The organism is Chengkuizengella marina (assembly GCF_009910845.1).
Lineage (GTDB): Bacteria > Bacillota > Bacilli > Paenibacillales > KCTC-33759 > Chengkuizengella > Chengkuizengella marina.
Genome location: NZ_SIJB01000024.1, coordinates 14,663 through 40,392, shown reverse-complemented (window position 1 = coordinate 40,392; position 25,730 = coordinate 14,663). Strand labels below are relative to the sequence as shown.

Here is a 25,730-nt window from a genome sequence, read left to right as displayed (position 1 = left end):
TCCCTCCTCCCTAGATTGCTCTTTTAGCCTTTTAATTTATGGTTTCTCTCTAGGGTTATAATCTCTTTTCCTATTTCTGCAGCCCGTATATAATTTCCTGCTCGTTCTGCTTCATCTCTCTCTATTCTCTTTTGTTTTATAATATGCTTTTGTGAATTTTTTTTGATTTGTTTAATGTAATCATCAATAACTTTAGAATTTGTAGCATGATGATCGCCTATTAGTGAAATTGAGCTAGCTACATTTTCCAGTTCATCGTTTCGCAGCATTGTTAAGAATTTACTAATGTCAGGTTTTTCATGTTGAGCAAAAAATGCATATAAATAAGCTGCTATAGCTCCATGAACTTCAACATTAAACTGATCACCTATCTCGTTTTCTACATAAGTCGTTATGTCTCGACTATGCATCATAATGGCTAATAAATTCTTTTCCGCATTATGAAAAGCAGGTAATAGTGAAGGGACAACCTCCTTGCCTCTTCCATTCATTACATTATTCCACCGATTTACGTTATTATCCCCTTTAAAGCGTTTTTTTTCTGCTTCCTGTCTGATCTCAAACATTTCTTGTTTTAAAGATTCAAATGAATAATCAAAATCATTTGTTATTTCTTTTAAATAATGTTCTCTTTCAGTGGGTGATTCAAGTTCTGCTATTATTTTTAAAGTGGACCGAATATAACGTAATCTTTCATTTGCATCATTTAGCCTAAATTCTTTTCTTAAGTACAACATTTTATACTTTGTAGCAGTAACAGCATTGTCAACAATTTCTTTCTTAAAACGATCTGAACCATGAGCTGTAATATATTCATCAGGATCCATTTGGTCAGGAAGCATAGCAACATAAACTTGAAATTTCATTTTTTCTAATATCGATAGATTTTTTATGGCTGCTGTTTGACCCGCTTCATCTCCATCAAAACACAAAATAATTTGATCAGCATATCGCTTTAATGTGGTTGCATGTTCGCCTGTAACAGCAGTTCCCATTGTTGCTACTCCATTCAATACACCTGCGCTCCACGCTTTGATCACATCTGCATACCCTTCAAATAAAACAATACGCCCAGTTCGTCTAATTTCTGTTTTTGCCTGATAAAAGTTATACAATGTTTTACTCTTATTAAATAGAATGGTTTCGGGTGAATTTAAATATTTTGGTTGACCATCCCCTAAAGCTCTCCCTGCAAAGGCGATGACTTTACCTCTTGCATTTGTAATAGGAAAAATGATACGATCCCGAAATCTATCTACATACTGCTGCTGACCCGCTTTAGACAAAAGTCCACCTTGTTCCATCAAGGGTAGTAAAAAATCTCTTTTATGCAAAAACTCAGTCAAGGTATTTCGCATCGATGGGGCATAACCGATTTGAAATTGATTCATAAGTTTTAATGAGAAACCTCTATTGTTCAAGTATTCTAAAGCAATTTTTCCATGTGCAGTATTTTTTAATATATAATGAAACAAAGTTTGAGATAACTCATGTGCTCTTAGTAAATCAGACTTATCTTTTTGCTCTTCTGGATGCTCGTTCTGATTGTGCCATTGAAAAGTAATGCCTGCATCTTCACACAATTGTTGAATTGCCTCTGGAAAAGAATAATTTTCAATTTCCATCATGAATTTAACTACATTACCACCAATTCCACAACCAAAGCAATTGAAAATTTGTTTATCGGGTGAAACTGTAAATGAAGGCGTTTTTTCAGAATGAAACGGACAAAGTCCTTTTAGATTTTTTCCTTGCTTTGATAATTGGACATACTTACTAATTACATCTACAATATCATTCTGTTTTAAGACGGTTTCAATAATTTCATCAGGAATACCAAAATTTGACACTTAACCACCTTCACCTATTATTAACAATTTATATTTCGATACTTAGATTAAATCTCCTGCAAATCTTTTAAAAATTTTGTCATTGTTTGTAGAAAAATATTTCGATCCTCTCTTGTAAATGGTTTTGGCCCTTTGCCGTATTGACCATTTCTTCTCTTTTTAGCACTTTCATGTCTGTTTTCCAATAAAAAATCAATAGACTGGATAGAATAAAATTTACCACGTGGTGAGACTACTTTAACTCCTTTTCCCAAGCAGATAGATGCTAAACCAAAATCATGTGTAATTAGAATATCATTTGCAGAAATATGATTTGAAATGTATAAGTCTGCTGATTGATCAGAACGGTCAACCTGAATATTCTCCACTCCTTCTTCACTTTTTAATGAATGATCGAAAGAAGCAACCATCACAATCTTTATTCCAAATAACTTACCAAGTTTGATTATTTCGTTTTTCACAGGACACGCATCAGCATCAACATAAATACAAATATTATTAATTGTTAATCACCAATTTCTATTTAAAATCGCTTTTAAGTTTATTATATACGAGAAATAAATAGAAAATCCTCTATTTGTGACATACAATGTTATCCTTGTTTTTATTTCACATATATAGATACTATGATGGTTTCATTTTATAAAACGATTTTTTGAAAATCAGCAATTTTAATAATATCAGAAGATATATTAGCTAGTAGAGCTAATCGATTTCTTCTTAATTTTTCGTTTTCACTCATTACCATGACTTTTTCAAAAAAAGCAGTTATTGGAGCTTGCAATTGTTTTAACATTTCTAGTGCTTCAAATTCTAATGATGCATCTAATTTTTCTATAAGTGAAGGATGCATTTGTTCCCACATGTTAAATAGTTCTATCTCTACTATTTCTTCAAAATACTCTTGTTTAATTATTTTGTTATCTGCTTTTGAAGCTAAATTATTTACACGATTAAAGGATTCTATAATGAGTTTAATATTACTCTGTTCTACAAAATCCATCAATGCTTTGCCTCGTCTTATAACAGATGGAATATTGTTAATGTCAGTTTCCATTACAGCATCAATCACATCATATCTTAAATTCATATCTGTAAGTACATTTTTAATTCTTAATGAGAAAAATTCCAAAAATTTTGAACGAAGATCTGAAATTTCCGTTTTTAAGAGATTATTCTCTTCGTATACTTCAATACAAATTTCAAATAAATTAGATAAATTGAGATTTATATCATGATCCAATATGATCTGAACTATCCCGGCTGCGCTTCTACGCAACGCATATGGATCTTGAGAACCAGTAGGAATTATACCAATAGAAAAACAACCGATAATACTATCCATTTTATCTGCAATACTTATAATTGCACCAACCATGGATTTAGGTGATGAATCACCAGAAAATCTAGGTTGATAATGCTCAAAAATAGCTCTTGATACAACTGGATCTTCTCCAGCCTTTAGTGCATAATCTTCCCCCATTACCCCTTGTAGTTCTGGAAATTCATAAACCATCTGGGTTACAAGATCAAATTTACAAATAGTAGAAGCTCTTGTCACTTGCTCGTTCACTTTATCATCTGTAGATAAATACTTAGAAATTTGATCCGATATTAAACGGATTCTTCTCACTTTATCTCCAACCGTACCCAGTTCTTCATGGTATACAATTTTCTCTAATTTAGCTAAAGCTTTCTCAATTGGAAAGTTTTGATCTTCTTGATAAAAAAATCTTGCATCTGCTAGTCTTGCTTTTAATACTTTTTCATTACCTCTTGCTACTACATCTAAAGACTTCTTATCTCCATTTCTAACTGTTACAAAATGTGGTAATAATTTTTTATTTTTATCAAAAACAGGAAAATAACGCTGATGTTCTCTCATTGATGTAATTAATACTTCCTGAGGTATTTCTAAATATTCAGGTTGAAACGATCCAAAAAGCACAGTTGGGTATTCAACTAAAAAAAGCACTTCTTCTAATAAGTCTTCTTTAACAGATATTAGCCAGTTTTTATCTTGAGCTAATGCTTCAATTTGTTCAACAATCAGCTTCTGTCTCTCCTCTATATCTGCGTATACATATTCCGCTTTTAATTGTGATATATACGTAGATGGTAGATTTATGTTTACATCTCCTCCTAGAAAACGGTGTCCTCTTGACTTTCTACCAGCATGTACTTCAGTGATTTCCATTGGAATTATTTGATCACCATATAGAGTAACAAGCCATCGAATGGGGCGAACGTATTTTAAATCATACTTTCCCCAACGCATATTTTTAGGATAAACCATTGAAGTAATAATCTTACTGATGCCCTCAGATAATATATTTTTTGTTTCAATACCTATCTCATTTTTAACAGCATAGACATACTCTACACCATTTAACTCTTTAAAAAACAAACTTGATGGCTCAACTCCTTGGCTTCTAGCAAAACCTAATGCAGCTTTACTCCATTCACCTTGATCGTTTTGAGCAATTTTTTTTGAAGGTCCCTTCACTTCACTTCTAAGGTCTGATTGTTTTGGTGATACATCATTAACAATGACAGCTAATCGACGTGGAGTAGCGTAAATTTTAGTACTTGAAAATTCAATTCTAGACTCGGTTAACCATTCCTTTATTTTTTTCTCTAGTAAATTAACAGCATCACGAATAAATCTGGAAGGAATCTCTTCCATTCCAATTTCAATCAATAGATCCTTATTCATTGCTGCTCACCCCTTCATCCTTTAAAAGTGGAAATCCTAAGCGTTCCCTTTCTTGTAAATAGGTTGATGCACATAATCTTGATAAATTCCTTACCCTTGTAATATAACCTGTACGTTCTGTTACACTGATAGCTCCTCTTGCGTCAAGCAGGTTAAATGTGTGTGAACATTTCAAAACATAATCATAAGCAGGAAAAACTAAATTTTGCTCCAATGACTTTTTAGCTTCCTCTTCATACATATTAAATAGAGTAAATAACATTTTAGTATCTGATATTTCAAATGTATATTTCGAGTGCTCATACTCAGGTTGAAGAAAAACATCTCCATACTTCACGCCTTTAACCCATTCTAAATCAAACACGTTTTCTTTATCTTGAATATTGGATGCAAGACGTTCTAACCCATACGTAATTTCCACTGCAACAGGGTTCATATCAATCCCGCCTACTTGCTGAAAATATGTAAATTGTGTGATTTCCATTCCATCTAACCAAACTTCCCAACCTAACCCCCATGCTCCTAAAGCAGGGTGTTCCCAATTATCTTCAACAAAACGAATATCATGATCTTCAGCATGAATTCCTAACTTTTTTAAGCTTTTTAAATAAATTTCTTGAATGTTGTCAGGAGAAGGTTTCATAATAACTTGGTATTGATGATGCTGATATAAACGGTTTGGATTCTCACCGTATCGACCATCTGCAGGTCTTCTAGACGGCTCAACGTATGCCACGTTCCAGGGTTCTGGTCCAATACTACGCAAAAATGTCATAGGATTTAAAGTTCCTGCACCTTTCTCAACATCATAAGGTTGAACAATAATACAATTTTGCTCAGACCAAAATTGTTGTAGCGTTAAAATCATATTTTGAAAATTCAACAAAACCACTCTCCTTCTTAATTGAACAACATTAAAATTAGTTCACAAATGAAAGTATCAATTCATTTTTCTTCATTTTAGTGAGAATAAACAAAAAAATCCCTATGTCAATAAATTGACATAGGGACGAGATGATACCCGCGGTTCCACCCTAATTGATAGTTCATTCACTACAACTACCCACTTTATTATAAGATACTCCAGAACGCCGTTCACCAAACACTTTGATCAGGCTTCCACCATCCCTGACTCGCTATACAAACCATTTTGGTTACTTCTTTCCTTCTTTGTATCTATTAAGTTAAAAAACATTTAATTATTAGTATATTACGGCATAAATTAAAAGTCAAATTATGATGTTTCCCTCACCTATTGACTTTTCTTTACTTTTTTTGTTCTAAATGATTTGAAGTAGTTTTGTTTATTTGGTCCATCACATATCTAGACTTCCAATTAATATTTACATGTGTATCCATAAAGTCACGCATCAACAATTTCACTTCATTTTTAATTGGATCTGAGATATTTATTTTCCCCAGCCTTCTTATATTCATCTCTTGAAACAATCGGAGTAACTTTAAAGATCTAATATTTATTTTTTTTACATTTTGCTCTTTAGATTTACATTTATAACAAAGTGTACCTCCGAGAGTAACTGAAAAAAAAGAACTGTCACCTAATTGATCACCACAGGCTATGCACTCTATTAAAACTGGAGAATAACCTGCTAGTTCAAGCATTTTCATCTCAAATATATGAGTGATGATTTGTGGGTCTTTTCCTTCCTCTATAAATTCCAAAGAAGCTAATAATTGCTCAAAAATATAAGAACTACCCTCGTGTTCATCCATCATGCGATCAACTAATTCAACAAGATAAGCAGCATATGTAGATTTAAATATGTCCAAATTTAAATCATGAAAGGATCTTATGGCTTCCCCATCATTCAGCGTCCCCATTTTTCCTTTTTTATAGTATGTATACTCAGCGTAAGTAAATAGCTGAGTAATGCTAGAAAGGCGACTTTTTAATTTTTTCGCCCCTCTAGCCATAATACTCTGTTTCCCCATTTCTTTTGTGTATATAACAATAATTTTGTTGCCTTCACCATAATCAACTGTACGGATGACAATACCTTCAACTTTATATAACATCTTTCTTCCTCTTCCCTAATTAATCACTCCATGCATCATCCTGAACTTCTTCCTGATTAGGCTCTTCGTCATCTTGTTCATGAATTTCTTTGTATAATAAGTAGGCGTCGACATCTCCAGTGTTAATAAAATACTTCCACGAAAAATCTCGCATGGTAGTCATTCCTTTCAGTGGCTATGTCGTGAAATAATTGATGTCTATTATAGCTTAAACATTTATGAAAAGAATATCCGAAGTAATTCGTTCCAAATTATTGAACCCTTGCTTAAAGACAGAAAAATTGATGTTCGTTAAAAAGTGAAAATTTTAAAAGTCTTTAATCATGATGGAATCCTAAATCCTTTAATACTACATCCTGATTACGCCAATCTTTTTTCACCTTTACCCAAAGCTCAAGAAATATTTTTGAGCCTAATAATCTTTGCATGTCCTGTCTTGATTTCCTGCCAATTTCTTTTAGCACAGCACCGTGTTTACCAATAATTATTCCTTTTTGAGATTTTCTTTCTACATAGATTAATGCAGATATATGCACAACACCATTGTCATCTTTTTTCATTTGTTCAATTTGTACAGCAATAGAATGTGGTACTTCCTCTCTTGTTACCTCTAAAAGCTTTTCACGTACTAATTCAGCACAAATAAACTGCTCTGGATGATCCGTTACTTGATCTTCAGGATAATACTGTGGACCTTCTGGTAAATACTTCCTTATCTGATCTAATAGAGGTTCTATGTTGTTCCCCATTTTAGCTGAAATTGGAACGATTTCTGCAAAGTCGTACAAATCTTTATAAGTGGTAATAATGGGTAATAGGCTTTCTGGATGAACAAGATCTATTTTATTTAAAACTAAAATCACACGGGTTTTGACTGATTTTAGTTGTTCTATAATATATCGATCCCCTTGTCCTATCCCTTGCTCTACATCCACCAAAAATAAAATAACATCAACTTCACTTAAAGTATTTTCCACAATACTTAGCATATATCTACCTAATTTAGACTTAGGTTTATGAATTCCTGGTGTATCTATAAAAATAATCTGTGTATCCTCTTGTGTATATACACCTTGAATTTTATTTCTAGTTGTTTGAGGTTTGTCTGACATGATGGCTATTTTTTGTCCAATCACTTGGTTTAAAAAAGTAGATTTACCAACATTAGGTCGACCTATAATAGATACAAACCCCGATTTATGTGATTTACTCATAATGTAACTCCATTCCTCCTAAATATGAAAAGCTCCTGGCAACAATTCTGAAACAGTTGTCTCCAATTGATCACCTCTCAAATTCACTAAAATCACTGGCATTTTTTCAGAACATAACTCCACTAATACTTGTCTACACACACCACAAGGGCTTATTGGATCTTTTGTATCTCCTGCCACAGCTATCGCTTTAAATGATTTAGGTTTATATCCATCCGCAATCGCACGGAACAGCGCAGTTCTTTCTGCACAATTAGTAGGTCCATAAGCAGCATTTTCTACATTACAACCGATATGTATGACATCATCATCACTTAATAATGCAGCACCTACTCTAAAATTGGAATACGGAGCATATGCACTATCCATAGCTTCAATTGCTTTTTTAATTAAATTCTCTTTATCCAAAATTATTCTCCTCCAAATATCTTATTTTTTACTTTACCCTATACACAAAAATAAATAAACAATGTCAGAAAGATTCCTAATATGGTACCATTTAAAATTGAACGAACCGTGACCTCTTTTTGACCTAATAAACCTGATACAAGCAGTATAGATATACAACATGTCAATATTATATGAATAACATTTGCATCACTTATCATAATCATTGTAAGTATTGATGCATTTAACGCTGAAATTAAATTAATTTGAGTATTATTTTTCTTTCTGAAAATAGTTTGTTGAAATACTATTGTACACAAAAACACCAAGCTAAGCACTACTATGATTGTTTCATTATTGATTTCATGTGTTTTCACTAACTTTCCATTGATCCATAAAAGTATCGGATTATAAAATATAACAAAACCAACAATAACAGCAAAAACCGCAGATACTAGTACAGCAGCTGCGGCAACATCTTTTGCAATTTTAGCAATAGGATGCATTTCTTTTACAGTGAGATCAATTGTTTTTTCAATCGCTGTATTAATTAACTCCATTACAATAACTAAACAAATTACTATCCAAACTAAGAGGATTTCCAACTGAGATAATTCAAAAAATAAAGAAAGAAAAAGTACAATGATCGCTGCAAAAAAATGAAATCTCATATTTTTTTGCGTAGAAAAAGCATATATTAATCCTTCATATGCGTATTTAAAGCTAAGAAGCCACCTTTTCATCTTGTTAATCCTGCCTCTAGCAAAATTTGTTCTTGTTTATTAAACATCTCTTTTTCAGATTGCTCATCCTGATGGTCGTAACCTATTAGATGAAGAAACCCATGTACAAACAAAAAGCCGATTTCTCGTTGTAAAGAATGCCCATATTCTTCACTTTGCCTTTTTGCTGTAGTTACTGAAATAACCACGTCTCCAAGCATGGTAGTTACTTCATCAAATTCAAAATCGTCCTCATAAAAAATCTCAGTTTCTTCGAATCCAGAATCCTGCATTGCAAAAGAAAGAACATCTGTAGGAGTATCTATGCCCCTGTATTGCTTATTCAATTGATGAATAGACTTATCGTCGACAAAAGTTAGGGTCACTTCACCAGATGAAATATTTTCTGATTGACCTGCTATTTGTAATAACTCTTCTAATTGTTGTATCCATTCCTCTGATATTTCAATTTCGTTCTGATCATTACTAAATGCTAACTGTAGCTTCATCTTTTGTAACTCCTTTTTTATCTCGACTTGGTAATTCAGGATATTCAATCCTTGAATGAAAAATCCCAAGTAATGTTTCTTTTAGTGATTTAGCAATAGTATCTATTTCTTTGAGGGTCAAATCACATTCATTAAGTTGTTGATCCTCCAATCGATCTTTTATAATTTTATCAACCATTGTATTAATTTGATCCATTTTAGGATTTGATAAAGAACGGACTGCAGCTTCAACACAATCGCATAAGCCCACAATTGCAGCCTCTTTAAATTGTGCTTTAGGTCCAGGGTAACGAAAATCGGATTCTTTGACTTCTTCTTCTAACTCCCCAGTTAATTCTTGTTGTTTTTTTGCTTTAAAATAAAAATATTTTAGCAATGTTGTACCATGGTGTTGTTCTGCAATATCACAGATCGCCTTAGGCATTTTGTATTCTTTTAACATTTCTACTCCATCTCTGGCATGAGATATAATGATTGACTTACTTAAATCAGGATCTATCGTATCATGTGGATTTTCACTATTTACTTGATTTTCTATAAAATAATTTGGTCGCTTCGTTTTCCCTACATCATGATAAAATGAACCAACCCTACATAATAAACCATTAGCTCCAATGGATTCTGCTGCAGCTTCTGATAAGTTTGCAACCATGACACTATGATGGTAGGTTCCTGGAGTTTCAGTTAAAAGTTTTCTTAACAATGGGTGATTAGGGTTAGATAATTCCACTAATTTAACAGGTGATAAAATTCCAAAAGCTGCCTCAAAAAATGGTAGTATTCCTATTACAAAGACAGCTGTCAATAAACCATTCATAAGTGCAAATGTCAGTGAAAATATATAATTTGAAATCACGTTCTCATTAGTTATTAAAAATATAGCTGTAATGCTTGTACACGCAGCTATAGTAATAAGTATACCCGCTTTTAAAATACTCGACCTCTGACTTGCTTTATGCACAGCAAAAATAGATGTGAAACAAATGACCGAGGCAACTATTCCATATCTATAATCAAACAAAAACATTTGATTTTCAAAATTAAAAATAATACTGGCAAAAATACTAAATAAAATAGAGGAAATAAAAGCAAGTTTATAATCTAATAAAATTGCAATTAACATACTCCCCAATGCTACAGGCGCTAAAAATCCAAGATATGGATAATCTAAACTGTGTCCTAAAGCTACGATCTTCATGCCCATCATATTAATGATAAATATAAATACCAACATCAATAATTGAACATTATTATTTCGTATTTGTAAATTACTTTGTTTAATGTACATGTATAAAAAGACCACAAACAATATGACAAGCAGAATTAATCCAACAACCTGCAAGTAATTTGTTTCTGTCGTTTTAGTTGATGACAAAGCTTCTTTTGTTGCAGCAGCGTCATAGAAATAATTAGGAAATATACTAAACCGAGCAATTTCTGTAACAAGCACCCTTGAATCATCATCACTTAAATTCGAAGCATTAACCATCTCAGCAACTTTTCCACGCATGATATCTGCTTCTTTTATTTGTTCTTTCATTAAATTTTTAACGATACTTTCAGCAACAGCACTCATCTTTATGATTTCTGCTTGACTTAAACGAGGAAGTTTAAAAAAAGCCTCTACAGGAAAATCATATTGTTGATCTATAAGTTGATTTTCTATTTCCTGTATAAATGCTGCATCAAGTGAATCTTCAGATTGCTGCATTGTTTTTATGTTATCTTCAACAAATTTATTATACTCTTCTAAAAAATACAATTTATAAATTTCTGTTTTTTCTTCATAAGTAAACGTAGCATCTAAATTAATTTGCTCTAGCTTATCAAAAATATGCTCTAAAAAATCCAATGAATTTATAGAATACTCAGAATAAATCGGAGTTTCTTGATTTATTTCTTTCTCTGAAGTATTTTCTCCCATATTTTTGTCTGAGACAATTAGATGTTGATAGGAGGATAAAAAGAAAACTAACATTAAGATGAAGTAAAGAAACACCCTAACCAGTTTACTTTGTTTCCAACCATTGATGAAGGCTTGTTTATTCTCACTGGATTTTGCAGAAGTCATGAAATGTTCAGCCCCTCTTATTCCATATTCGTATAGTTTTGGTAGGCCACAATAATTTGTTGTACTAAAGAATGGCGAATAACATCTTGCTCTGTAAATTGGATTAACCCAATTTCATCAATACTTTTTAGTACTTTTTCCGCTTCAATTAAACCAGATTTTTTCCCTCTAGGTAAATCGATTTGTGTTTTATCTCCTGTGATAACCATTTTGGATCCAAATCCAAGCCTAGTTAAAAACATTTTCATTTGTTCAGGCGTTGTATTTTGTGCCTCATCTAGTATAATAAATGAGTCATCTAATGTACGTCCTCTCATATATGCAAGAGGAGCGATTTCAATCATTCCTCTTTCTATTGCTTTAACAACTTGATCTGCTCCTAAAATATCGTGTAAAGCGTCATATAGTGGTCTTAAATAAGGATCTACCTTTTCTTGTAGATCTCCTGGTAAAAAACCCAAACTCTCACCTGCTTCAACGGCAGGTCTTGTAAGTATGATTCTTTTTACATCACCAATTTTTAAAGCTTTAACAGCCAATGCTACAGCAAGATAAGTTTTACCTGTGCCAGCTGGTCCTATCCCAAATACAATGTCCTTCTTTTTTATTGCAGAAACATAGTGGTTCTGTCCAATCGTTTTAATGTGAATTGGTTTTCCCTTAAAGGTCGTAGTAATTTCATTTTTGAATAATTCAAGTAACTGATCCGCTTGAAATTTTTTGGCTAATTCAAACGCATACAATATATCTCTTTCTGAAAGAGTATATCCACTTCGAATTAAATCAAGTAAAGCGTCAAATAAATGTTTCAAATAGGCAACTTCATTCGCATTTCCTTCAATAGAAATTTCAGCTTCCCTAGATACTATTTTGGAATCACTATGTTGCTCAATAATTTTCAAAAATTTATCGTGTGGTCCAAATAATGATAATGCTTCTGATGTATCTTTTAATGTTATGGATTCTTTGTTCTTGTGTTCAATCAAATATCTCATACTCCTTAGTAAGTGTAAAATGCATTTTATGACTTTTTGAACTATCTCTATATGTTCAAGTTTATCTGATAACTGTAGAGTAATGCAACATTATCTTCTAAAATATTTCATTAAGTTCAGTAATAGGTTGTTCAGTCATAATATCCTGCTCAACTTCAAATAGGATTTTCATATATACAATTCCATCCTTTTCTTTTACTTTTATCATGTTTTGTGCCTGTATTTTAGAATCAATTCCTGTACTAAAAAGGATATCTGACTTTGCTTGTTGGATTCCAACAGATTGAGCTTCCTCCATATTCAATTCTCTTTCCACTACTTCAGACTCCATCACTTTTTCATCCATCCAACCGATATGTAAAGGATATTGTCTCCAACCTAGCATATGTTTAGACAGTATATTTTCAGATTTTTCAAATTCCAAACTACCAAAACCCATAATTTTTAAGGCTTTGTTTCCAAAAACTAAGTACTTCCTATCTACAACATTCCCTGTATACACTTTTACGTCTTGTTTTAAAGGAACTTTTATATTATATTCATACCAAACCAAACCTCTAACCTTTCCTTTGGCGACAACAATTTCTTGAGTCTCTTCATCACCTATAACACCAGAAATAAGAACATCCCCCTTTTTCACTCGATGATTTACCTTAACTAAAGGGTTCCCTTTTTCAGCAAAGATTTCAGTAATAATGGCATCAGAAGTTGCAATAAGATTCCTTGGATTCAGCAAAGGAAGCTCTTCTGGAATAGTTGACTCAACTACCTTTATCTGAACTTTGGTTCCTTTCATTGTCACACCGATCCAACTACTCTCTGGCAAATTCTTTGTTAACTCCTTTGCAACAACATCTAGGTCGTCCATTTTAAATTTAAATTGATATTTATGTATACCTAATGCCTCTGCTTCTTGCAAAATTTGTTCGGTGCTCAAACTATCGTTACCTATGACTTCTATGTCCCATACCATCGTTGATAACATATAAATTCCTATTAAAAACAATGCAATGCCAGAGATAAAAAATTTTCTCTTCATAAATTTATTTAAAAAAAATGGTATACCAAATCGTTCTTTCACATTCATTCTACAGCCTGTCTTTTTTAAAAGCGGGCGAAGCTTAAAAAAATCATTCAAATGAATATGAAATTCAATTGAACTCTCAGATACTCTTCTTGCATCCCATATTTTTATGTTATTATGAATAAGTTCATTCATAAATCTTTCAATTTCTTTCCCTCTTACAACAATTTTAACATGTCCCCTAAAATATGTAATCAGTTGGTACCGCACCTTTATCCCCCCTTGAAACTCTTAATGTGCCTACTGAATGTATTTAACATCTTCTACCACACCTTCTATAAAAACTTCCTCTGTCAAAATGGCTCTAATCACAAGATCTTTACCTATAATTTCTAACTTACCTACATCTAGCTTTAAAGTTAATGTATCACTTGTAAATTGAATAACACCTTTATGATTTTCTACATACAGTTGCATGTTTCCAATCATCGTTATTCTTGGCAAATCAAATATGACATCCTTTGGTAAGTCAAGAACATTTGCTGTGAATTTTCGAAACTTTTTTTTAATGCGGCTCATAAAGCCCCTCCTTTAAAGGGTCAGCACACAACTATAACCATATACAAATCGATATGAAACGGAATGAAGAATTATGACACAAGATAATACAAAAATAGAGGAAAATATAATCCTATATAAGGATACAATTTTCCTCTACTTGTTTGTAGAAATCAGAATTATTACACTTTACTTTTTGTAGTAAGAGTAAGGTTTTTTGGCTCTAGGTGGCCCAAAAACTTCAGACCACATCATTCCTTGGATAGCCTGATTAGGATCAAGGCCTTTGTTTTCTATCACTTTATTCTTTTTTGAAGGTGTTACAATTGGTTTATTCAATTTCTCATATCCAAATCCACTACTTGATGTTTGATAATTTCCCTTCAAATCCTTGTGATCACCAAAATTTGTTGTACTAAAAGTGTGAATTGGTTGTTCAACTTTCCTGTCTTCCTTTAAAGCCTTTTGATTCATTTCCATGGGTTCTAAATTCAACGGACCTTCGCCATCATCAGAGCCACCGAATGTTGGCATTCTATTTGTTTGCACTTGTTGACTAAATTTTCTAAATAAATTACTAATGACAACAATAGCTATAATCGCAATGATAAACATAAAATCCATGTGTCATCACTCCGTTTTATCAGGGTCTGTAGATTTGCCAAATGAATCGCGCATATTTGTATCAGCATCAATATTTTTCAAATTCATATAATCCATAACACCAAGTTTCCCTTCTCTTAATGCATCTGCCATAGCAAGTGGTACCTTGGATTCTGCTTCTACTACTTTAGCTCTCATCTCTTCTACTTTTGCTCTCATTTCTTGCTCTTGAGCAACAGCCATCGCGCGTCTTTCTTCTGCTTTTGCTTGAGCAATTTGTTTATCTGCTTCCGCTTGTTCAGTTTGTAAATTTGCTCCAATATTTTTACCTACATCTACATCAGCAATATCTATAGATAAAATCTCAAATGCTGTACCTGAATCTAACCCTTTTTCCAGCACTACTCTAGAAATAGTATCAGGATTCTCCAATGTTTCTTTATGAGAACTTGCTGAACCAACTGTAGTTACAATTCCTTCACCAACTCTGGCAATAATAGTTTCTTCACCTGCACCACCAACTAAACGATCTATATTAGCACGAACAGTAACACGAGCTCTAACTTTAACTTCAATTCCATCACTTGCAACAGCGGCTACAAGCGGTGTCTCAATCACTTTCGGATTAACACTCATTTGTACTGCTTGTAATACATCTCGTCCAGCTAAATCAATCGCAGCAGCTCTTTCAAATACAAGGTCTATATTTGCTCTTTGAGCTGCTATTAAAGCATTTACCACTCGATCCACGTTACCACCAGCTAAATAATGACTTTCTAATTGATTGATGGATAACCCTAATCCAGCTTTTGTTGCTTTAATCATAGGGTTTACTATACGACTTGGAATAACTCTACGAATTTTCATTGCTACTAAAGTGAAAATCCCGATTTTAACACCGGAAGCCAGTGCGGATATCCAAAGCATAATGGGTACAAAACTCAAAAATACGGATAAAACAATTACAGCTAATGCACCTATAACTAAATAAATAACTAAAGGGTCTAGACCTGCCATTAAAATTACCTCCTAAAATTTATATAGATTTACCATTGTAATCTTGGCATTTAAGTTATTGCCTTTCATTTGTTATCAATTAAAGAAATTATCTTATACTTCCCTGACCACAATTCTTGTTCCTTCTACTTTTATCACAATGACTTCTACATTTCTGTCAATAAACTCTCCACGTGTAACTACATCCACTCTTTCATCTTGTAACCTAGCCATTCCAGACGGACGCAAAGGAGTTAATGTTTCCCCTTTAACACCAACTAAACTTTCCTGTAATTCGGTTGAATTAAAGCCTTCTTCACTTGTCAGAGATTCACGCAAGATAAAACGATTCCAAATTCCTTTATGACCTAAATACTTAATGGAGATAGCAATAACAATAATAGCTGTCACAATAGCAATAATGAGTGATAACATCGCATTTCCTGTATTAGATGCAGCCAAAATCACACTGCTTGTTAAAGAAACAATACCTAGCACTCCTAAAATCCCAAAACTTGGAACAAATATTTCTATTAGTAATAATACCACACCTGCTGCAAATAAAAGTACATGCTCTATCGTAGCAAACCCAGCAATATAATGACCAAAGAAATATAATCCAAAAGCACTTACACCAATGATCCCAGGGAATCCAAAACCAGGTAGTAACACTTCAAATGCAACGCCCACTAGACCAATTAGTAATAATAAACTCATCACTACAGGGTTTGTAACAAACCTTGCTAAAGTTTCTGCAGGAGACTGATTTATTTCTACAATTTCGTAATCCTCAATATTTAAGTTCTCCAATACTTCATTAATATTTGTCGCTTCACCTTCTGCATACCCTGCTAGTACTGCTTCTTTAGCAGAAAAAGAGATCAATTCTCCTTTCCCAAAGGAGCGATTAATTTCAGTAACGTTAACAGTCAGATTATCATCTACCATACCCATTGCATATTCAGGATTGCGACCATTTAATTCTGCAGCACCTTTCATTTGACTCAACCATCCAGAAATGACCTTTGAATCCTCAATTTTATTTCCTGCAAGATCTACAACTGCAGCTGCACCAATAGAACTTCCAGGTTGCATCATAATTTGATTAGCATTAAGTGAGATGTAACTTCCAGCAGAAAGTGCTTTTCCTTGGATATAAGCGGTTATAGGTACAGGACTTATTCTTACCATTTCACCGATATCAATTGCATCGGTGATCAACCCACCAAATGTATTCACTGTTAAAATGATTTGATCTGCACCATTTTCATATGCTTCATCAAAAGCACGTTCTAAAAACTTTTGTAAACCTGACTCAATACTTTGTTCGATTGGTATAACATAAACCAAATCTTTTGTAGAATCATTTGTTTTGGCTTGTATTGAGATAAAAGATGATAATATGAAACCAATTAAAGCGCTTATATATATAACTCTAAACAAATTCCGCTTCATTGGTAATCCTCCTTTCAATAATATAATAACCTATATCTAATACGAAAATGTAATGATAAGGTTTCAATGAAGTAATTTGCAAAAAAAATCCTATTGGAAATGAACTGAGATTAGCTGTTAATTTGATATACTGTTGGCAGCACTATATATTTTAAAGTATAAACTAAGGCACCTCCTTTAGGAGATGCCTTTTGCTTATTTTTAAAAAAAATTGAATTCATTAATTTTTTTATTGTAGAAATTTTTGAACAGTTTGATTCACTATTTTGCCATCAGCACGACCTTTTACTTTGGGCATAAGTGCACTCATCACTTTGCCCATGTCCGCTTTTGAAGAAGCCCCAACTTCTTGGATAGTCTGTTGAACAATTTCGATAATTTCTTCTTCACTTAGCTGTTGCGGAAGGTACTCATTAATGATATTGATTTCTGCTTCTAATTTTTCTACAAGATCATCTCTGCCTGCGTTTTTAAATTCTTGGAGGGAATCTTTCCTTTGTTTTATCTCACGAGTAATGATAGCAAGCACATCGTTATCATCTGGAGTTCTTCGTTCATTAATCTCCAGATCCTTGATTGCTGAACGAATCATTCTAATAACGGTAAGTTTTAATTTTTCTTTATCTCTCATTGCTTGCTTCATATCAGTAGTTAATCTTTCGCTTAAACTCATTAAAAAATCCCCCTAGAACTTTCTCTTACGCGCAGCCTCAGATTTCTTTTTACGTTTAACACTAGGTTTCTCATAATGTTTACGTTTTTTTATTTCAGCGATCACTCCATCTTTTGCCATTGAACGTTTAAAACGACGAAGTGCCGCATCTAGTGATTCATTTTTACGAACTTTAGTTTCAGACACCAGTTTTCCCTCCCTCCAAACAGACCGTCCAAAATAAAAACGGCTTATCATAAAAATTATATGTTATATTAGAAGATAGTGTCAACCTATCACTTTTTGTTAAAACAAATTATTTTGGATTAAGACGTCCTAATCTGTCTCCACCAAGTAAATGATAATGTAAATGTGGAACTAATTGTCCCCCGTCAACACCACAGTTATTAACGATTCTATACCCACTTTCATCTACATTCAATTCTTTCGCAACTTTTTTTATTGCCAAATGAATTTCAGAAATGGCATCTACATCCTCTGGTGTTATTTCATTCATTGACGGAATATGTTTTTTCGGAATAAACAATATATGTACAGGTGCTTCTGGTTGAATATCATGAAAAGCCAAAATTTGTTCACTTTCAAATACCTTTTTTGAAGGAAGCTCCCCTTCAACAATTTTACAAAAAATACAACTCATTCGTTTCACCCCCTACATACATTTTGCATATTTATCATATCGAAAAATACAAGCAGAGTCCAATTTTTCCGTATTTTTAAAGCCAATTAATATTTTTGTTCATATTGATATTTTAGTTCTATTAGTAATTTGGAGAATCAACTAGATATTATTTAGTTATATATGTTATATAATATATATAATCCATATTATTTATTATTGACTAATAGGAATTTTTTAATAGAAATTTTAAAAAGACATATGTGATTTTTATTTAAAATTAATGGATTGGAATTAGGAGGAAAGCATCATGTCAAGTAGAGACCTGGGTGGGAAAAGCATTATTCTTCGTATCGAAATGGATACTGAAGAAATCAAATTTGGTAGAGTTGTTACAGCCATATCAGAATCAGGTGGAGATGTTATCGCGATTGATGTCATACAAACTGATAGACAAATCACAGTCCGAGATCTTACAGTTACCGTTACAGAAACAACTCAAATTAATGAAATTATTGATCGCGTAAAATTATTAAAAGGTGCAAAACTAATCCACGTATCAGACCGAACCTTTCTCCTGCATTTAGGTGGGAAAATTCAAATGCAACCAAAAACGCCGATTAAAAATCGTGAGGATTTATCCCGTGTATATACTCCTGAAGTTGCTCGAATCTGTACTGCCATTCATGAAGATAAGAAAAAAGCTCATACTTTAACCATTAAGAAAAATACAGTAGCTGTTATTTCTGACGGTAGTGCTGTTCTAGGCTTGGGTAATATCGGACCTCATGCAGCCATGCCAGTCATGGAAGGTAAAGCGATGCTGTTCAAACAATTGGCTGAAGTTGATGCCTTTCCAATCTGTTTAGATACGCAAGACACTGAAGAGATTATTAGGATAGTAAAAGCATTGTCACCAACATTTGGTGGTATCAACCTTGAGGATATTTCGTCACCACGTTGTTTTGAAATTGAATCTAGATTAAATGAAGAGTTAGATATTCCTGTTTTCCATGACGATCAACATGGAACAGCGATAGTATTATATGCTGCATTAATCAGTGCTTTAAAAATTGTAAAAAAATCAATAGATGAAATAAAAGTAGTGATTACTGGTATTGGGGCTGCTGGAATTGCATGCAGCAAGATATTAATGGCGGCAGGAGTAAAAGAAATTATTGGTGTCGATCGTGAAGGTGCACTAGTTAATAGTCAATCCTATAATAACGAGATGTGGAATTGGTATGCTGATAATACAAATCCTAATCAATTAAGTGGAAGCTTAAGTGATGTCATTAAGGATGCAGATGTGTTTATTGGATTATCTGCTGGAGGAATTTTAAAGAGGAAAGATGTTGAAAACATGGCGGCAGATCCGATTGTTTTTGCTATGGCTAACCCTACACCTGAAATTGATCCTAAAGAAATTGAAGACATCGTAGGTGTGATGGCGACAGGAAGATCAGATTATCCTAACCAAATTAATAATGTATTATCTTTCCCTGGTATTTTCAGAGGAGCTTTAGATTGCAGAGCAACTGAAGTTAATGAAGAGATGAAACTAGCTGCTGCTGAAGCAATTGCATCAGTTATAACTGATGAAGAAAGAAACAGTTATTACATTATACCTAGTGTTTTTAATCAAAAAGTTGTTGAAAAAGTCAGAAGAAATGTCATTGAAGCAGCCATAGACACAAATGTTGCTCGAAAAATTCCAAAACAATTTCGTAAATAAACAAATAAAAACTATGAGACCAGGAATTTTTAAACTCTGGTCTCTTGTCATAATTTATATTAAATACTTAAACATAGGGCTTCTGAGAATTTTCTCTAAAAATAAATAAACAAGATTGAAAGGGGAATATATCTATGAAAGATAAAGTAGTTATTGTTACAGGTGGTTCAAATGGAATGGGTAAACATATGGCACAGAAATTTGCTCAAGAAGGTGCTAAGGTCGCTATCACTGGACGAACTCTAGAGAAATTAGAAGCAACAAAAAAAGAAATCGAAACTTATGATGGACAGGTTTTATGTATTCAAATGGATGTTCGAGAACCAGATCAAGTGGATCAAATGGTGCAAAAAACAGATCAAGCTTTTGGTAGAATTGATTTTCTAGTCAACAATGCCGCTGGAAACTTCATTTGTATGGCAGAAGATTTATCCGTTAATGGTTGGAATGCAGTTATAAATATTGTATTAAATGGTACATTTTATTGCAGTTCAGCAGTAGGCAGATATTGGATTGATAGACATATGCAAGGAAGCATTTTGAACATTGTTGCAACGTATGCTTGGGACGCAGGTCCAGGAGTGATTCATTCAGCGTCAGCTAAAGCAGGGGTACTTGCTATGACTAGAACATTAGCTGTTGAATGGGGTAGAAGTTATGGCATTCGTGTAAACGCTATCGCACCAGGACCAATAGAAAGAACTGGTGGAGCTGAAAAACTATTCCAATCTGAAGCTGCAGCTAAAAGAACATTAAACAGTATTCCTTTAAGAAGAGTTGGAAAACCTGAAGAAATAGCAGAATTAGCTTATTTCATGTTCTCAGACAAGGCTCTTTATATGAATGGCGAATGCATAACATTAGATGGCGGACAACAATGGAATCAACATCCTTTTTAAGCAACCAAAAAAGTGAACAGAAATTATAATTTCAAAAAATAATATTCTAAACTTCATTTAGCCGTCTGAGTATGTTCAGACGGCTAATTTTATGCAGATATACAGCAAACTATATCATTTGAAATGTGGGGGGAAAAACCGACCTTTTGTTTTGATTGAGTTGAATCCACAGTTTTCACAAAGTCCATCGGGTACACTTGTTTCACATATATTTTCATCAATGACATTAGCTGGTCCTCCATCATCCTGTATATCCGGGTTATTTCCTTCTAAACAATTTGAACGGACTCCATTACTATCAGATGTAGCCGACAATAATATACCTGCTAAAGTATTATCTACAACACAATTGTTGTCTATAATACTATCTATACCTGTAATATTTATACCGTTCATCATATTTTGAATGATTTTATTTTTTAATATTCGATTATCAGTCCCAGATGATAAATCAGCAGCCATAATTCCATCTGTTCCATTTTTGGCTGCTTTATTGCCAAGTACTAAATTATTTTCTTCTATTTCAAAACCAAAATTCGTATTTCCTATGGCTTGATTACAATAAATTAAATTCCCATCCCCTTCAGCATCTAAACCAGAATCTGTGTTACTGATTAGACAGTTATTTATAAACAAATTATCAGTTGCTGTAGATGTTGTGAAAATCCCATCACCATTTCCCTGCGCTGTATTGTTATATATAAAATTACAATCAGCGGTAATTGAAAACCCATCAAACCCATTGTCTTTTACGATACAATTGATGCAATAATTAAAATTAGTATCTATATCTATACCATCATTATTGTTACCACTAGATTCAACGTCCATGATAAGATTGTGAGTTCCTCCTGATGTAATATGGACTCCTTCGGCTCCATTTCCAGTCACTAAAAGATTTTTAAGAATGTTACTATTGGTATTGATCTCAATCCCATCATTAGTATAGTTTTGCACCGTAAGGCATTCAATGGTTACTAATTGTGAACCGGTAATATCAAATGCTGTGTTAAGAGCATTATTCCCCTCAAGAATCGTTTTATTAACTCCTGATCCTATGATTCTTATACCATCTTTACCAGCACCAATGACTAATGCTTCAGGAAAAGTTCCAGGTGCTATCCTAATTGTGTCATTTGGGCCTGCCATAGCAAGGGCAGCTGTAATGGTGGGAATTGGGTCAGGCACATTAAAAACAGTCATATATACCACTCCTAATTATAAGTTTTAAATGATACATTAATATATTCAAATCGAAATAAAAAGGAGTGGACTCATGACTAAAGTACCAGAATTAAGAAAAACACCTAGCAATATCTTTAACACAGACAAATGCGGATTTTATAATATGAACACATTTAATTGGGCATTCATACAGTCTTGTGAAGTACTTATAACATAATATAACAGGAATTGATCTAGAACGGAGGTGAAAACATGGGTAAATTCGATAGAAGTGTCTGCGATTGTTGTGTATGTCCAATGCAATGTGTTATGGAGCAATTAACGGATCGTGAAGGTGCCGTAGCAATTGCCACTACTTCTCTTTTTAATGATGTCTATGTCACAATCAATTCTGCAGATAAATTTTTAGCAAAAACCAGTGAAGGGACGTATCCAATATGTAATGTCACTGCAGTAGGAATAGATAGGGTTAGAACTGCGTCTAATCCGAATTTTGACCTTACTTTAAAACCAGTACGAGTGGATAAAAAAGGCGAGTGTAGCTGTTGTGAAGACCCTGCTACAGAAGAATTGCTATCAAAGACTGGAAAAAAAGTGAGATTAGAATATGATAGTGCTGGAGGTACTTTTTTCACTTTGGGAATCGTTGAAAAAGTTGGAGAAGGTATTGTGACCCTAATGAATGATTCACCAGGTACTCTTTCTCATCTTGCCATATCAACATGCCACATTACAAGAGTTGAAGATTACATCTAATAATAATATGGTCAGAAACAAATATGGTTTTACCCCTCACTCCCCGAAATAGGGGAGTATCCTTTTGAACCTTATCTGATAAGGTAAATTCTTGCATGATTTTTTATATGTTCTCTATAGACTTCATTTCCTCTAGTAACCTCTTATTAGTGTTAACATAAGAACTATTAGGGATATATTTAGCTGCAATATCATTATGTTTTTTTGCTTCTTCAAATTCACCTAACAACGCATAACAAGCACATAACTGTGTGTGTGGGAGCCATGTATAACAAGGTTGTTGTGTATAGGTGCTTTCACCAGAAACATCAAGGTTGGAAGATATTTTATACCAATCAATAGCCATAGGAATTTGGTTTTTAAGTAAATAAATATAACCTAATCTACAACAAACTTCTCCTTTAGGCGAATCTAATTTGAAAGAATCTAGGCAACTTGTAATCGCTTGATCTAGATCATTGAACTGGATATGACAATCAGCAATTTTTAAATAAACATAAATTTGTTCATTTTTAATTACTGTGTTGCTGTTCAATACTGCTTCATACAATTCCATTGCTTTTTTATATTGTTTATATTCAAAACATTCATTCGCAAAGTGCAATTTATCTTTTGCAGTTAACTTCTTTCCTTGCTTCATTGCTTTTTCATAAATTTTAATATAGTTACTTGAATGAGGCTTGTTTTTCATATGTTTTATATTTATATTGGTTATAAATGCATCTCCTGAAACTTCAAGCCTCTCGTGAACTAACCCTATCCATTTGAAATTACATTTTCTTTTTACCATACGCTCTCGACGGTGAGTGGATATTAAAATCCCTTCAGAATCAAATGAGTATTGATATTCCATAAAAATACAATTCATTTTATGATTGCCGATCTGATTGTTTTTGAGTTCCAATATTTGTAATCGACTTTCCTCTGGTACAATGTCATCGGCATCTAACCACATAATATAATCTTTTGTCGCTTTTGAAAAAGAGAAGTTTCTCGCTTTAGAAAAATCATCTACCCACTCAAAGTCATATATCTTATCCGTGTATTGTTTTGCAATTTCTTTGGTCCGATCCGATGAACCGGTATCCACTATAATAATTTCATCTACGAAATCAGTGACAGATGATAAACATCGACCAAGGACTTCCTCTTCATTTTTTACAATCATACAAAGACTGATAGTAACACTAGCCATATTATCTTCCCCTGCCTCAAAAGTTCATATTTGTTTTAATAAAAACCCATAAATCATATTCAAAGATACAAGAGGTATGTTATATATTAATATATGAAAAATGATTCATTAGGTACCTAAAAAGGAGATAATATTGGTTAATAAAAGTTGATTTCTAGTTTGTTCATTAATATTTGGGAGTAAAATCTGAACAAGACACTGATCTTTTCCAATAGTTGACTGAATGATCCACCAAATAAGCCGTTCCTAATGCCGCTATTCACTCATAATTGGACGTTCAGCTGACACGGCTTTGAAAATGCATTAAAAAGTTAATCTGAAGGTGTTTATGGTAATAGGTAAATGTGTTTTAAACTCAATTAATAAACTGAATATATAACGCATTACAAATTAAATTAATGAACCCTGTTACCTTTATAATACAGTATGTCAAATTTGGATACATGCATTTGTATGATCACATCTAACATATATTCATTTGAATGATCTATGATTAGTATTGTTTTATGTTCTGCTTCTTCAAACATTCTTTTAATCATTGTTTCCTCTAAATATCTAGTTAAGTGATAGACAGTAGGGGATGAAGTATCAGGGAACCTCCCGTTCCATGCTCTAGCTGCATATTCTAGCCGGGTATACATATTAATCCATGGAATTGTTTTTGTTCTATTCATAAAATTATTATAAATATCGACTATTTCCAGCATCTTTACCTCTATATCTGGGTGTTTACTCCTAAAAATATCGTAGTTTTGGTGCCATTTTAGTATTTTATCAAATTCATCAGCTGGATGGTGTTGATGGTAAACGATAGATTCACGATTGTATGCAAATCTTACTCCTTGCTTGTACAGACGGTATCCAAATTCACAATCCTCAAGTCCCCAATGTATAAAATCTTCATCAAAACCACCAATTTTTTCAACTATATTTCTTTTAACTGAACAATTACATGTCCAAAATAAATACCATATATATTCAAGATTACTGAAGTTCTCTGAAAACTGATTAACGACTTGAAATCTTTCGTCTAGTTTTATTATGGGTGGGAACATTTTTACTGAAAAACCTTCTTTTAATTTATCCATTGGAATATCGCCTTTAGATAAAAACTGACGAAAGCCAATAATCGCAAAGTTATCATAAACTTTGTGAAATCTTAAATGCTCATTTATAAAATTAGGAGGTACAAGATGGTCACCATCTACAAATAAAAGTACATCACCACTTGCGACTTCTATACCTTTATTTCTTGCAGCTGATCTTGAAGACTTTTCCGTTCTTGGCAAGTATATATATTCTATTTTATAATTTAATTCTAGTGATGATACAACTTCATCTGTACCATCTGTTGATCCATCATCTACTACAATCACTTCAAAACTATCATCATGTTCAAGTACTTGGTATGTAAATGTTAATAGACTAGCTTTCAACAAGTTTTTAGCATTATAAATTGGTAAAATTACACTGACTTTCATGATGTCACTCCTCAATGGAATTAGGTTTGATTTAAAATCTCATACCTACA

26 protein-coding genes and 1 other annotated feature are annotated in these 25,730 nt (G+C 33.0%); of the genes, 3 read left to right on the top strand and 23 right to left on the bottom strand.

All coding sequences use genetic code 11. From position 1 onward, the window contains the following. Positions 1-23 precede the first annotated feature (23 nt). The 20 genes from dnaG to ERL59_RS10475 all read right to left on the bottom strand — a co-directional run bounded on the left by dnaG (position 24) and on the right by ERL59_RS10475 (position 18,450). A complete protein-coding gene (dnaG, locus tag ERL59_RS10570) occupies positions 24-1,850 on the bottom strand; it encodes a DNA primase (RefSeq protein ID WP_160646188.1) in 1,827 nt (608 codons plus the stop codon). A 47-nt stretch (positions 1,851-1,897) separates the two neighbouring features. Next, the gene (locus tag ERL59_RS10565; protein WP_160646271.1) at positions 1,898-2,353 is read right to left on the bottom strand and encodes a YaiI/YqxD family protein; all 456 of its coding nucleotides are present in this window, start codon (positions 2,351-2,353) and stop codon (positions 1,898-1,900) included. A gap of 137 nt (positions 2,354-2,490) precedes the next feature. Beyond that, positions 2,491-4,566, bottom strand: a complete 2,076-nt coding sequence (gene glyS, locus ERL59_RS10560; RefSeq protein ID WP_160646187.1) for a glycine--tRNA ligase subunit beta — start codon at positions 4,564-4,566, stop codon at positions 2,491-2,493. Beyond that, the gene (glyQ, locus tag ERL59_RS10555) at positions 4,559-5,449 is read right to left on the bottom strand and encodes a glycine--tRNA ligase subunit alpha (RefSeq protein ID WP_160646186.1); all 891 of its coding nucleotides are present in this window, start codon (positions 5,447-5,449) and stop codon (positions 4,559-4,561) included. The genes glyS and glyQ overlap by 8 nt, the downstream gene beginning before the upstream one ends. Positions 5,450-5,568: 119 nt before the next feature. Then, positions 5,569-5,746: a binding site (T-box leader), on the bottom strand. 86 nt (positions 5,747-5,832) lie between these two features. Then, positions 5,833-6,603: a DNA repair protein RecO gene (recO, locus tag ERL59_RS10550; protein WP_160646185.1), complete on the bottom strand. Its 771-nt coding sequence runs from the start codon at positions 6,601-6,603 to the stop codon at positions 5,833-5,835. A 19-nt stretch (positions 6,604-6,622) separates the two neighbouring features. Then, complete coding sequence (locus ERL59_RS10545) at positions 6,623-6,757, bottom strand: YqzL family protein (RefSeq protein WP_160646184.1); 135 nt, start codon at positions 6,755-6,757, stop codon at positions 6,623-6,625. 163 nt (positions 6,758-6,920) lie between these two features. Next, positions 6,921-7,817 carry a GTPase Era gene (gene era, locus ERL59_RS10540; protein ID WP_160646183.1) on the bottom strand — a complete coding sequence of 299 codons (897 nt, stop codon included), beginning with the start codon at positions 7,815-7,817 and terminating at the stop codon, positions 6,921-6,923. 18 nt (positions 7,818-7,835) lie between these two features. Next, complete coding sequence (locus tag ERL59_RS10535) at positions 7,836-8,225, bottom strand: cytidine deaminase (protein ID WP_160646182.1); 390 nt, start codon at positions 8,223-8,225, stop codon at positions 7,836-7,838. Between the two features lie 38 nt (positions 8,226-8,263). Continuing rightward, positions 8,264-8,947, bottom strand: a complete 684-nt coding sequence (locus ERL59_RS10530; RefSeq protein ID WP_160646181.1) for a diacylglycerol kinase — start codon at positions 8,945-8,947, stop codon at positions 8,264-8,266. After that, positions 8,944-9,435, bottom strand: coding sequence for an rRNA maturation RNase YbeY (gene ybeY, locus ERL59_RS10525; RefSeq protein WP_160646180.1), 492 nt, complete (start codon positions 9,433-9,435; stop codon positions 8,944-8,946). The genes ERL59_RS10530 and ybeY overlap by 4 nt, the downstream gene beginning before the upstream one ends. Then, positions 9,413-11,506: an HD family phosphohydrolase gene (locus ERL59_RS10520; RefSeq protein WP_160646179.1), complete on the bottom strand. Its 2,094-nt coding sequence runs from the start codon at positions 11,504-11,506 to the stop codon at positions 9,413-9,415. Before ERL59_RS10520 ends, ybeY begins: the two co-directional genes overlap by 23 nt. Before the next feature lie 17 nt (positions 11,507-11,523). Then, a complete protein-coding gene (locus ERL59_RS10515) occupies positions 11,524-12,501 on the bottom strand; it encodes a PhoH family protein (RefSeq protein ID WP_160646178.1) in 978 nt (325 codons plus the stop codon). Between the two features lie 97 nt (positions 12,502-12,598). Then, positions 12,599-13,795 (bottom strand): sporulation protein YqfD, encoded by a 1,197-nt coding sequence (gene yqfD, locus ERL59_RS10510; RefSeq protein WP_160646177.1) that lies wholly within the window; start codon positions 13,793-13,795, stop codon positions 12,599-12,601. A 30-nt stretch (positions 13,796-13,825) separates the two neighbouring features. Further along, a complete protein-coding gene (gene yqfC / locus ERL59_RS10505) occupies positions 13,826-14,104 on the bottom strand; it encodes a sporulation protein YqfC (protein WP_160646176.1) in 279 nt (92 codons plus the stop codon). A gap of 168 nt (positions 14,105-14,272) precedes the next feature. After that, on the bottom strand, positions 14,273-14,707 hold the full coding sequence (locus tag ERL59_RS10500) for a hypothetical protein (RefSeq protein ID WP_160646175.1): 435 nt from the start codon (positions 14,705-14,707) through the stop codon (positions 14,273-14,275). A 6-nt stretch (positions 14,708-14,713) separates the two neighbouring features. Further along, a complete protein-coding gene (gene floA, locus ERL59_RS10495; protein ID WP_160646174.1) occupies positions 14,714-15,703 on the bottom strand; it encodes a flotillin-like protein FloA in 990 nt (329 codons plus the stop codon). A gap of 93 nt (positions 15,704-15,796) precedes the next feature. After that, positions 15,797-17,137, bottom strand: a complete 1,341-nt coding sequence (locus ERL59_RS10490; protein WP_160646173.1) for an NfeD family protein — start codon at positions 17,135-17,137, stop codon at positions 15,797-15,799. A gap of 229 nt (positions 17,138-17,366) precedes the next feature. After that, complete coding sequence (locus ERL59_RS10485; protein WP_160646172.1) at positions 17,367-17,810, bottom strand: GatB/YqeY domain-containing protein; 444 nt, start codon at positions 17,808-17,810, stop codon at positions 17,367-17,369. 12 nt (positions 17,811-17,822) lie between these two features. After that, positions 17,823-17,996, bottom strand: a complete 174-nt coding sequence (gene rpsU, locus ERL59_RS10480; protein WP_160646171.1) for a 30S ribosomal protein S21 — start codon at positions 17,994-17,996, stop codon at positions 17,823-17,825. A gap of 109 nt (positions 17,997-18,105) precedes the next feature. Then, the gene (locus ERL59_RS10475; protein ID WP_160646170.1) at positions 18,106-18,450 is read right to left on the bottom strand and encodes a histidine triad nucleotide-binding protein; all 345 of its coding nucleotides are present in this window, start codon (positions 18,448-18,450) and stop codon (positions 18,106-18,108) included. A 289-nt stretch (positions 18,451-18,739) separates the two neighbouring features. Between ERL59_RS10475 and ERL59_RS10470 the strand changes: the two genes are divergently transcribed. Together ERL59_RS10470 and fadH are read left to right on the top strand one after the other, a co-directional pair. Further along, entirely contained in the window at positions 18,740-20,164 is a 1,425-nt protein-coding gene (locus tag ERL59_RS10470) for an NAD-dependent malic enzyme (protein ID WP_160646169.1), read from the top strand. Between the two features lie 134 nt (positions 20,165-20,298). Next, positions 20,299-21,063: a 2,4-dienoyl-CoA reductase gene (fadH, locus tag ERL59_RS10465; protein WP_160646168.1), complete on the top strand. Its 765-nt coding sequence runs from the start codon at positions 20,299-20,301 to the stop codon at positions 21,061-21,063. A gap of 114 nt (positions 21,064-21,177) precedes the next feature. On the opposite strand, the gene ERL59_RS10460 is transcribed toward fadH, so the two are convergent. Continuing rightward, positions 21,178-22,266: a right-handed parallel beta-helix repeat-containing protein gene (locus tag ERL59_RS10460; RefSeq protein ID WP_160646167.1), complete on the bottom strand. Its 1,089-nt coding sequence runs from the start codon at positions 22,264-22,266 to the stop codon at positions 21,178-21,180. Positions 22,267-22,500: 234 nt separating this feature from the next. Between ERL59_RS10460 and ERL59_RS10455 the strand changes: the two genes are divergently transcribed. Continuing rightward, the gene (locus ERL59_RS10455) at positions 22,501-23,004 is read left to right on the top strand and encodes a hypothetical protein (protein WP_160646166.1); all 504 of its coding nucleotides are present in this window, start codon (positions 22,501-22,503) and stop codon (positions 23,002-23,004) included. Positions 23,005-23,107: 103 nt separating this feature from the next. On the opposite strand, the gene ERL59_RS10450 is transcribed toward ERL59_RS10455, so the two are convergent. Further along, positions 23,108-24,199 (bottom strand): tetratricopeptide repeat-containing glycosyltransferase family 2 protein, encoded by a 1,092-nt coding sequence (locus tag ERL59_RS10450; protein WP_160646165.1) that lies wholly within the window; start codon positions 24,197-24,199, stop codon positions 23,108-23,110. 395 nt (positions 24,200-24,594) lie between these two features. Next, positions 24,595-25,680 carry a glycosyltransferase family 2 protein gene (locus ERL59_RS10445; RefSeq protein ID WP_160646164.1) on the bottom strand — a complete coding sequence of 362 codons (1,086 nt, stop codon included), beginning with the start codon at positions 25,678-25,680 and terminating at the stop codon, positions 24,595-24,597. Positions 25,681-25,730 lie beyond the last annotated feature (50 nt).

Excerpts from the sequence above, each read along its gene's own strand:
- fadH (WP_160646168.1), top strand. The coding sequence starts at position 20,299 with ATGAAAGATAAAGTAGTTATTGTTACAGGTGGTTCAAATGGAATGGGT.
- ERL59_RS10515 (WP_160646178.1), bottom strand. The coding sequence starts at position 12,501 with ATGAGATATTTGATTGAACACAAGAACAAAGAATCCATAACATTAAAA.
- era (WP_160646183.1), bottom strand. The coding sequence starts at position 7,817 with ATGAGTAAATCACATAAATCGGGGTTTGTATCTATTATAGGTCGACCT.
- ERL59_RS10485 (WP_160646172.1), bottom strand. The coding sequence starts at position 17,810 with ATGAGTTTAAGCGAAAGATTAACTACTGATATGAAGCAAGCAATGAGA.
- ERL59_RS10520 (WP_160646179.1), bottom strand. The coding sequence starts at position 11,506 with ATGACTTCTGCAAAATCCAGTGAGAATAAACAAGCCTTCATCAATGGT.
- ERL59_RS10460 (WP_160646167.1), bottom strand. The coding sequence starts at position 22,266 with ATGACTGTTTTTAATGTGCCTGACCCAATTCCCACCATTACAGCTGCC.
- ERL59_RS10470 (WP_160646169.1), top strand. The coding sequence starts at position 18,740 with ATGTCAAGTAGAGACCTGGGTGGGAAAAGCATTATTCTTCGTATCGAA.
- ERL59_RS10455 (WP_160646166.1), top strand. The coding sequence starts at position 22,501 with ATGGGTAAATTCGATAGAAGTGTCTGCGATTGTTGTGTATGTCCAATG.
- ERL59_RS10545 (WP_160646184.1), bottom strand. The coding sequence starts at position 6,757 with ATGCGAGATTTTTCGTGGAAGTATTTTATTAACACTGGAGATGTCGAC.
- yqfC (WP_160646176.1), bottom strand. The coding sequence starts at position 14,104 with ATGAGCCGCATTAAAAAAAAGTTTCGAAAATTCACAGCAAATGTTCTT.
- ERL59_RS10530 (WP_160646181.1), bottom strand. The coding sequence starts at position 8,947 with ATGAAAAGGTGGCTTCTTAGCTTTAAATACGCATATGAAGGATTAATA.
- ERL59_RS10490 (WP_160646173.1), bottom strand. The coding sequence starts at position 17,137 with ATGAAGCGGAATTTGTTTAGAGTTATATATATAAGCGCTTTAATTGGT.
- ERL59_RS10450 (WP_160646165.1), bottom strand. The coding sequence starts at position 24,199 with ATGGCTAGTGTTACTATCAGTCTTTGTATGATTGTAAAAAATGAAGAG.
- ERL59_RS10500 (WP_160646175.1), bottom strand. The coding sequence starts at position 14,707 with ATGGATTTTATGTTTATCATTGCGATTATAGCTATTGTTGTCATTAGT.
- glyS (WP_160646187.1), bottom strand. The coding sequence starts at position 4,566 with ATGAATAAGGATCTATTGATTGAAATTGGAATGGAAGAGATTCCTTCC.
- recO (WP_160646185.1), bottom strand. The coding sequence starts at position 6,603 with ATGTTATATAAAGTTGAAGGTATTGTCATCCGTACAGTTGATTATGGT.
- floA (WP_160646174.1), bottom strand. The coding sequence starts at position 15,703 with ATGGCAGGTCTAGACCCTTTAGTTATTTATTTAGTTATAGGTGCATTA.
- ybeY (WP_160646180.1), bottom strand. The coding sequence starts at position 9,435 with ATGAAGCTACAGTTAGCATTTAGTAATGATCAGAACGAAATTGAAATA.
- ERL59_RS10475 (WP_160646170.1), bottom strand. The coding sequence starts at position 18,450 with ATGAGTTGTATTTTTTGTAAAATTGTTGAAGGGGAGCTTCCTTCAAAA.
- ERL59_RS10445 (WP_160646164.1), bottom strand. The coding sequence starts at position 25,680 with ATGAAAGTCAGTGTAATTTTACCAATTTATAATGCTAAAAACTTGTTG.